Genomic DNA, 7,857 nt, shown 5'->3' on the forward strand with positions numbered 1-7,857 from the left:
TCGGCAGCGTCAGATGTGTATAAAAAACAATCAGAATACTGTTAAATATGCATACTCTTATGAACCTAACAAAAACCTAGAAACACCAACACATGAAGTTAGCGTAGACCTATAACTCACAATAGGCAAGTGATTGGAAAGCAGGGTAAGTGATTGAAATAGATCTACTTATGAACTTAACTAAAAACCCGATTTATTTAACATAACACATATAATGCGCACTGTAGTATGGCTTCTTTTGGCGTGCTAATCGCTAACGCCAATGCTCCGCAACCCATTGATATTGTTCTTAATCCTAGCCCATTAAACTTTTTTGCAATGCTGCTCCATAACTCCTGCGCTTCGTAGCTTTTCGCTTTATCCATCGCTAAGCCTATTAAAGCCTTTTCTTTATCTTCACCAATAATATCAGCCATCATAAGTATCTGATTTTCTTTTAGATACGTTCTGCCTTTTCTTACGTCTGTTAACATTTGCTGGCTTATATCTAAATCTGCTGCAACTTGCTTGTATTGGACGTATTTCATCTGCTGTTTATAGGCATCGATGAGTTGTTGTGTGTACATTTTCAATTTCCCACCTGTCTCATTTATCTTGATTCTAGCTCATTAATTCAAAATTTATCGTATTGTCAATTCGTAAAATCTCGTATTAACTATACGTAATTTATCGTATTTGGTGGTTGTTATGTCAATTCAAGTTAAACATTCAAAGCTCGGCTCTAACTGCATTATCAAAGTTACATCTGGTGTTTTGCCTCGCTACTTGTCTGTAATCTCTGCATCTCAGTCACTTGAAATTACATCAAATATTTCATGTGCAGCATTCATTCCAACTGCTCACGCCCAAGCTGTTCTTGATACCTTCAAGCATTCATGGCCTTTAGCTCAAATCGTTGAGGTTTGTTAATCATGGCCGCTGAAAAAATCTATTACGACTTAATGCCTGACAACTCCGTATCTGTCTACATGTTCGGTGAATGGGATTATTTCAGCTCTTATTCTGGCCTTGTTAGCTACCTCAATTCTGAGGGCTTGTATTACAAACTGGTTGATATCACAAACACCACTCGCGACGAACGTCTAACCATCATGGGGATTCAATTATGAAATTCGCGTGTATGGATTGCGGTACTAACTACGAATCACCCATCACTTGTTGTTGTCCTTCGTGTGGCTCTGGCATGTTGAATCAACTGAATATGGATGATGTGCAAGTCTTTGGTAAAAAGTCACAAGGTCACAAAATCCAATCGGATTACGTTTACCGTCCTAAAAAAGCTGGTCTACGCCCTGAGTTTGTTAACCATACCGTCAACGAATACACGTTTATTGAGGATTACGAGCAATCACCTGTGATTGTCGATTACCTCTGTTTTACCGTCAAACTTGCTGATTTACGCCATTGCAAAAAGGACGCGCCCTACTCTGGTATTCATTTTCCTGAGCCTCCACAGTTCTCACACCATACGGCTAAGACCTTTGAAGATATCGAAGCTTATAACCGTTATTTCCGTGAAGTGACGATGGAGTATCTACAAGAAACGCTAAGACGCTTTATCCAATACGTGCTTGGTTTTAACTATGGCTCACCACGTGGTAAAGGCTTCCAGTTCTACGATGATTCATTTGTTTTAACCTCTGAGTATGGGGATGACTATTGCGGCCAAGTCGGTATTGGCGGAAATAATGACACAGTGCATTTCCAAATCACTGGTCACGGTTGCAAGCATTTATTTGCCAGTCGTTCTTGTCGTTTCCTTCATCATTGGATTTCTACGGTTTTATGTTGCAAGCATCTAGCTCGTATTGATTTAGCCTTTGATGATTATGACGGTTTGCATACCTGCGAAGCTGCGGAAAATGTGTCGCGTCTTGGTGGGTTTAAGCGTTCTCGTGGTTTCAGTCCTAAAGTCTCCAATGGTGACGAATGGGATTGGGACGAACAAGGAAACAAACTCTTTTCACGTGAAGAACGTAACTTCGGCTCTCGTCAGTCTCGTGTTTACTGGCGTGTATATAACAAGAAATTAGAGCGCAATATCACGGCTGAGGATTTTTCGTGGTATCGCTCAGAAGTTGAATTGAAAAAATGGGATACCGATATTTTATTAAATCCAGTGGGTGGCTTTGTGGCACTTAATGCCTATGCCGCTTCCCTTATCTCGGAAGATATCACTCCTGTCATAACGAAAACCAAATCTAAAAAACGAGTGGCCTGTGATGTATTGGCGGCTTCGTTCTGGGCTAAGCGTCAATATGGCCGTTTGGTGAATTCATTGCTTGAACTTTATGAAGGCAACTTTGAAAAGGTTGTTACCACATTGGTTAGGGACGATACGTTATTAACTTATCCCTCTATGCACCAAAAATTAATTAACGCTTTGGAGTAAATTACTATGTCACGTCCATCAATCTTTGTATTAGGCATTTCATTTTTCAAAAACGATTTTAAAGGTGAATTTGCACAGCTTAATATTTCACGTCCTTTAAAGCCGCTTAATATTGATAATGACAAGTTTAAAATGACTCGTCGTACTGTTGGTGAATCGGGTGAAGTATCCAAATATGACCAACCTCTTATCATTGACTTTAATTATGCTCTTGAGCTTGAGCGTGTTGGCGCTTTAGTTCCACGCCGTGAGTATGAAGTGGATTTAGGTTTAAATATGGATGATCCCCTTTCGGGTTCTATCGTCACAAAATTAATTCCAGTGGATGAAGAAATTAAAGCCCACTTTAAAGCGTGTGGTTTAATTAAATAATGTCTAACTGCGTAATACAATACAACGGCTATTTGATGCTTGCCCCTCAAGGGTTTGATTGTACTTACGTCATATTAACGCCTTCTGAGCTTGAAGGCTTAGAAACAAGCTTGGAAGGTTCGTTAAATATCGACTCTCAATTATATGCGGATGTGACAGGATATTTATTATTGTCTCTTGTTTCTGGTCATGTATTGGGTCGAATTGTTAAAGGTCTCGGTCGAGGCTAATCATTAAGTTAACGGAGTAATACCTATGAAAATTATCAACGTCATGAAAAAACACGCACTAAAAGTAGTGGCTGGTGCATCTGCGGCTATGGCTTCAGCAAGTTCTTTTGCTGTGGATGGTGTTCCAGAAGCGATTAATGCTGCTGTCACTTCCGGCCAATCAAACTATGGGCTTGTTGTTGTCGGTCTTATTGGTTTGGCGGCTATCGGTTTCGGTCTGCGCATGATTGTCGGTGCAATGAAGTAACATGGTAGAACTTGTATCGAACGCTATAACCATTCTTTTTGCTCTTTCTATGGGTGGAGCGTTTATCTACGGGTTCTATACAGGTATCAACGCCTCCTAATCGGGGGCGTTCTTTTTCTAGGGGGTCGTTATGCGTAGCGCAATCAATACCACTCTTATCATTTTGACTTTAATGCTCGCGTTCCTGTACTCCGTCACCTCTTTTGCCGCTTCTCCTACTTTGACTTCTTCTTCCGCAATCGAATGTCCGACTGGTCTTGTGAATACTTCCGTTAATTGGGTCTGGTCAAAATATGGGGATCGTCCTTATATCTGTGCTAATGGCTGCAAATCTTTACCTAAGAATGTGGCGGTATGTTTTATTGATGCAGACACTTGCACCTCTGATTTTATTACCGATGGTTCAACTTGCCCCGATTCAGATGGTATCGTTTCTGGTGGTGAATACCCAGACATCCCTGAGCCGCCTGTAACGGATTTGATCCCCACTTATACTGGCTCTAGTCCTGATGATGCCTCTGTTTTTACTGCTACACATTTAAATAAAATAAATCAATTAACTTCAGGTATGGAAACTTTCGAACGAAAACTGGATAATTTCAAGTCTTTCATGGAATCAACCAATAATTCTGTTAATAATGCTGCTATTTTAATGAATGGTAGTGTACGTCAAATAGATCAAGGTTTTTCAGCTTTGGGAAGTCGTTTAATTAATATGGATAATAGTATGGACTCAATGGCTGATGATATTCACGCATTGTCTAACTCTGTTGGTTCCCCTATCGATTACACTCAAAAGTTTGATGATATTAACGGTAACATTGGTGGGTTACATGGCTCTATTTATGGGGCTGCAAGTAACATTCAAAGTACTATTAGGAACGAATCCAACCTCTCTAACTTAAAAGCTGAATCAAATAAAAATGCAATAGTATCAGCAATTAACAATATTAGTGCGGGTGGCGATAACACTAATGTTATTAATGCTATCAATTCACAAACAGGTGAAATAAAAAGCGGTCTTGATTCTCTAGGAACGGGCATTGAAAAACTGAATGATGCGCTTTCTATTGGCAGCTTTACCCCTCGTAATTTCGAGGGAAAAATCGATTTCACACAAACAGGCTTATACGATGATTCACTTATTGAATCGGTAATTAATGAAACTCAAGATTTAAAAGAAGAGTACGACCGTCAAATGGTCGAGTTTAGAAAACTCTTCAGCCTTGATTTATCCAATTTGGAGAGCGGCCAATATAAAGAACATTCTTTGGATTTTGAGTTTGCTAATGGTCAACGTAATAATTTTAAATCGGGGGTGTTACCCGCTTTATTAGATAACTCTGGTTTAATTTCTGCGGTCATTCTGTTTTTTGCTGCGGTTTGTGCCATTCGTATTATTCTTGATTAGTTGGAGGTCACATGGAATACATTCTGATTTTATTTCAATCTATCGGTGATTTCTTTCAGACCATCATTGATTTCATTTGGAACATCCCAAGCTATTTTGCAGAGCTATCCGCCTATATTGATGCTAAGTTTGTTTACTTAAAATTTAAAGGGATGCTTATATACCTTGCCTATTCGTATAAAGTCGCACAGTACCTTCTTGAAGATATCGGTTTCACGCAACTTATTTCGTCCACGTTTAACGCCATGCCTGACGAACTTCGTTTCTATGCCTTCGCGTTTAAAATTCCTCAAGCTTTAAGCATCTTTTTTAACGGTTTGGCTACGGCTTTTGTCATGAAAATGATGAGGGCTTAATCATGGCCATCACCATACGAACGGGCGCGAATGGCTCTTACAAATCTTCTTATGTGTCATACTTTGTGATCTTCCAAGCTTTAAAGGCGGGTCGTGTTGTTGTGACTAACATCGAAGGGATGCAACCTCTAGACGTCATCCAAAAGCGTTTTGGTATCGAGTTCCCGTCTACTGCTCGGCTAATTCGCATCTTTAGTCGTGATGAAAAAGGCATTGAGCTTTGGCGTCATTTCTTTTGTTGGTGTCCAATTGGTGCATTGATTGTCATCGATGAATGCCAGGATATTTTCTCTAAGAATGTCGGCTTTCGTATGGAGAAAATTGTCTATCGTCCCCTATCCGATTTCTTGCCGAACCTACCAGAAGATTACGAGTCATTCTTTAACTCTCGTTATACGCCTGCGGATATGACAAAGCTCGATGCTTCCGAGATAGACGACCGCGGACAAGCAGAATATGACGAACAAGGCCGAATTATTTACCCATTTACGTTTAATGAAGGATTCCAACGTCATCGAAAATACAATTGGGATATCGAGTTGCTTTCTCCTGATTGGGGTCAAATTGATTCGGCCATTCGCGCCCCGTCTGAACAATGCTTTTTCCACAAAGGGCGTGATCAATTTTTCTGGGCTAAACGCAAACCCTACATTTATAAGCACGCCAAAAACGCATCAACGCCCGCTATCCCTAAAGGTAAAGATCCAAATTTAACGACTGAAAAGATACCGCTTGATGCTTTCTTACTTTATAAGTCAACCGCTACAGGGGTCGCCCGTCAATCTGGTGCTTTAAACGTACTGTTTAAAAATCCTCGTATATTACTCGCTACGCTTTTGGGTGTGGGCTGCATAGGATATTTTTTATATGGTTTATCCGGTCTGGTTTTTGGTTCTTCTCAGGAAGATACGAACACGCAAACGAACACGGCTCAATCTGTCGTTTCTGAAGCATCTAACACAACCGTTAAAACGGATAGCAAAGGCAATCCTGTTTTACCTACTGGTGGGAACGGCAATTCGCCTGATACTGGTGCCATTAATTCATCTCATCGTTTAGAGCTGCTTCGCTCAATGCTTGGCTTGTATGATATTCAAAACTTGTACTACACGGGGCATACAACAAAGAGAGGGCCAAACGGTTTCAAGTTCTTTATTACGCTCGAAGCCAAAACACCCGAGGGAACGTACTATTTTGATGATACGTTTCTCGCGGCCAACGATATCAAATACGCTCACTATGACGATTGCTTGCTCAAGCTGACAAAAGACAACATGAATCTAAACGTATTTTGCAAACCGCGCTCATTAGATGCTCCAAATATTGAGCGAGCTGAGGTAAAGTTAAATTCATTATTTTAGCTTATAGCCAAATATGACGGACGCACGACGACGAAGACTAAGGAGGAGGAGGACGGAATATGGCGTTTATATATTATTTTAAGTAATTAAAAATAATATAATTACAAGTCTTGACATTTTAATGTTGTGATTTGAATTGCAATAATAAATTATTAATTACACGTAATTACATCTTGCATTTTATGTTCGTTCCTGTGCTTTATTTTAAGCAACTTTGTTAAACACCTTTACTAATATAAAGGATCTTAATTATCACTCTTAAAATTGCGCATATTAATTATTTAACATTTGCGTCAAAAATATTCATTGCGCCCTTTAGGCGCTTTTGCATTATTCAAGCGCTTACTATTCTGAGCATCGCAGATATAAGCAATGCACGTAGTGCAAGCGCTGCACCAAGCCGCCCGTTTCGGGTTAGTAGTTCTCTAGATTCAATCGGCGCGGTTAGTAACTGCCCATGCTTTTCGGCATGCTGCCACTTCTCCTTCCTGCCAGAATATGCCCTCGCAGAGCCTCGCGTCATCAGTGGGGCGTTTTGCTACTGCAACCCACTGAACAATCAACATTCAATCAGTCGAGTGTCGAGACTGATTGCTAGTCTCTTGTTGCTACCTCGCGCCCTAGTGCGCGACACTGAGCGAAGCGATTTTGTTTCTTGTGACTCAATGCTTTTACTTAGTTTAATTATGATCTTTTGACATTAATTAGGATCTTTATTGCTCGTGAGAGAACGCGCACGACGACGAAGACTGAGGAGGAGGAGCGAGAGCGAACGAGAACCCCCGTCTTGTACTACGGGGGTACTTTCCACCTAACTATCAGGCTTAGCGGTGTTTTTTCATTATTCTTTTGTAGTAATATGCAACAAAACAAGTAAGGGTGATTTTATGAAAGGTACTGCTTTAGGGCTTGTGGCTGTAATACTGGCGGTCTTAGGTTTAATTACGCCGTTTGCGGGAATTTTTATCTCAGGACTGTCTGGTCTTTTTGCTGTTTCCGTATACAAACATCGTGATTCTTATGCACTTGCTGCACTCGTTTCAAATCTACTTAATTTGACTCTGTTTTCACCACAAACCTTGCTTATGATCATTGGCCCAAAAGATACATCAATACTGAGCAATATGTTATTTGTAGATACTGACAATTCAATGAGGTACATATATTTTTCGATGTTTTTTTTACAAATCATAGGGCTAGTGCTTTACAATCGAGGGAATCGAACAGCAGTTAAAGTCAAAAAACGCTCTAAAATAGAACCGACTTTATGACTTTGCTCATAAAGAAAAAAACCGCCCGAAGGCGGCTCTTAGGTTTAGCAAGCAAAGGCTTGTTAGTATCCCCCGATGACTAACTATATGAAACTACCAAATATTTAAAATTTTGTAACTCAGCAGCTCTATTTCTTCGAGTATCTTTTGTTTTTTTTGTAACTAATATGTTTAATAAAGCTATCAAACTGCGGTCTAAATAACGTCTTTCCTTTAA

Annotated in this window: 11 protein-coding genes; 10 read left to right on the forward strand and 1 reads right to left on the reverse strand. The window is 40.0% G+C overall.

The window, feature by feature from the left end; translation table 11 throughout:
* Positions 1-197 precede the first annotated feature (197 nt).
* Positions 198-566 (reverse strand): DUF3693 domain-containing protein, encoded by a 369-nt coding sequence (locus HGG78_RS18035; protein ID WP_172533727.1) that lies wholly within the window; start codon positions 564-566, stop codon positions 198-200.
* Positions 567-687: 121 nt separating this feature from the next.
* Here HGG78_RS18035 and HGG78_RS18040 point away from each other — a divergent pair, with 121 nt between their 5' ends.
* The 10 genes from HGG78_RS18040 (at position 688) to HGG78_RS18085 (ending at position 7,640) form a co-directional block, all read left to right on the forward strand.
* Positions 688-909, forward strand: a complete 222-nt coding sequence (locus HGG78_RS18040) for a hypothetical protein (RefSeq protein ID WP_172533728.1) — start codon at positions 688-690, stop codon at positions 907-909.
* A gap of 2 nt (positions 910-911) precedes the next feature.
* On the forward strand, positions 912-1,109 hold the full coding sequence (locus HGG78_RS18045; protein ID WP_172533729.1) for a hypothetical protein: 198 nt from the start codon (positions 912-914) through the stop codon (positions 1,107-1,109).
* Positions 1,106-2,392, forward strand: coding sequence for a replication initiation factor domain-containing protein (locus tag HGG78_RS18050; RefSeq protein ID WP_254068257.1), 1,287 nt, complete (start codon positions 1,106-1,108; stop codon positions 2,390-2,392). The genes HGG78_RS18045 and HGG78_RS18050 overlap by 4 nt, the downstream gene beginning before the upstream one ends.
* A gap of 6 nt (positions 2,393-2,398) precedes the next feature.
* Positions 2,399-2,764 (forward strand): DUF1293 family protein, encoded by a 366-nt coding sequence (locus HGG78_RS18055; RefSeq protein WP_088728848.1) that lies wholly within the window; start codon positions 2,399-2,401, stop codon positions 2,762-2,764.
* The gene (locus HGG78_RS18060) at positions 2,764-2,994 is read left to right on the forward strand and encodes a hypothetical protein (RefSeq protein WP_172533730.1); all 231 of its coding nucleotides are present in this window, start codon (positions 2,764-2,766) and stop codon (positions 2,992-2,994) included. The genes HGG78_RS18055 and HGG78_RS18060 overlap by 1 nt, the downstream gene beginning before the upstream one ends.
* A 25-nt stretch (positions 2,995-3,019) precedes the next feature.
* On the forward strand, positions 3,020-3,241 hold the full coding sequence (locus tag HGG78_RS18065; protein ID WP_172533731.1) for a hypothetical protein: 222 nt from the start codon (positions 3,020-3,022) through the stop codon (positions 3,239-3,241).
* Between the two features lie 130 nt (positions 3,242-3,371).
* Positions 3,372-4,652, forward strand: coding sequence for a hypothetical protein (locus tag HGG78_RS18070; RefSeq protein WP_172533732.1), 1,281 nt, complete (start codon positions 3,372-3,374; stop codon positions 4,650-4,652).
* A gap of 11 nt (positions 4,653-4,663) precedes the next feature.
* On the forward strand, positions 4,664-5,008 hold the full coding sequence (locus HGG78_RS18075; protein WP_172533733.1) for a DUF2523 family protein: 345 nt from the start codon (positions 4,664-4,666) through the stop codon (positions 5,006-5,008).
* Between the two features lie 2 nt (positions 5,009-5,010).
* The gene (locus tag HGG78_RS18080; protein WP_172533734.1) at positions 5,011-6,369 is read left to right on the forward strand and encodes a zonular occludens toxin domain-containing protein; all 1,359 of its coding nucleotides are present in this window, start codon (positions 5,011-5,013) and stop codon (positions 6,367-6,369) included.
* An 887-nt stretch (positions 6,370-7,256) separates the two neighbouring features.
* Complete coding sequence (locus HGG78_RS18085; protein ID WP_172533735.1) at positions 7,257-7,640, forward strand: hypothetical protein; 384 nt, start codon at positions 7,257-7,259, stop codon at positions 7,638-7,640.
* Positions 7,641-7,857 lie beyond the last annotated feature (217 nt).

Source organism: Vibrio aestuarianus (assembly GCF_012395185.1).
Classification (GTDB): Bacteria; Pseudomonadota; Gammaproteobacteria; order Enterobacterales; family Vibrionaceae; genus Vibrio; species Vibrio aestuarianus.

What these genes read in the sequence shown, in the direction of transcription:
- HGG78_RS18035 (WP_172533727.1), bottom strand. Translation starts at nt 566, where the DNA reads ATGTACACACAACAACTCATCGATGCCTATAAACAGCAGATGAAATAC.
- HGG78_RS18040 (WP_172533728.1), top strand. Translation starts at nt 688, where the DNA reads ATGTCAATTCAAGTTAAACATTCAAAGCTCGGCTCTAACTGCATTATC.
- HGG78_RS18045 (WP_172533729.1), top strand. Translation starts at nt 912, where the DNA reads ATGGCCGCTGAAAAAATCTATTACGACTTAATGCCTGACAACTCCGTA.
- HGG78_RS18050 (WP_254068257.1), top strand. Translation starts at nt 1,106, where the DNA reads ATGAAATTCGCGTGTATGGATTGCGGTACTAACTACGAATCACCCATC.
- HGG78_RS18055 (WP_088728848.1), top strand. Translation starts at nt 2,399, where the DNA reads ATGTCACGTCCATCAATCTTTGTATTAGGCATTTCATTTTTCAAAAAC.
- HGG78_RS18060 (WP_172533730.1), top strand. Translation starts at nt 2,764, where the DNA reads ATGTCTAACTGCGTAATACAATACAACGGCTATTTGATGCTTGCCCCT.
- HGG78_RS18065 (WP_172533731.1), top strand. Translation starts at nt 3,020, where the DNA reads ATGAAAATTATCAACGTCATGAAAAAACACGCACTAAAAGTAGTGGCT.
- HGG78_RS18070 (WP_172533732.1), top strand. Translation starts at nt 3,372, where the DNA reads ATGCGTAGCGCAATCAATACCACTCTTATCATTTTGACTTTAATGCTC.
- HGG78_RS18075 (WP_172533733.1), top strand. Translation starts at nt 4,664, where the DNA reads ATGGAATACATTCTGATTTTATTTCAATCTATCGGTGATTTCTTTCAG.
- HGG78_RS18080 (WP_172533734.1), top strand. Translation starts at nt 5,011, where the DNA reads ATGGCCATCACCATACGAACGGGCGCGAATGGCTCTTACAAATCTTCT.
- HGG78_RS18085 (WP_172533735.1), top strand. Translation starts at nt 7,257, where the DNA reads ATGAAAGGTACTGCTTTAGGGCTTGTGGCTGTAATACTGGCGGTCTTA.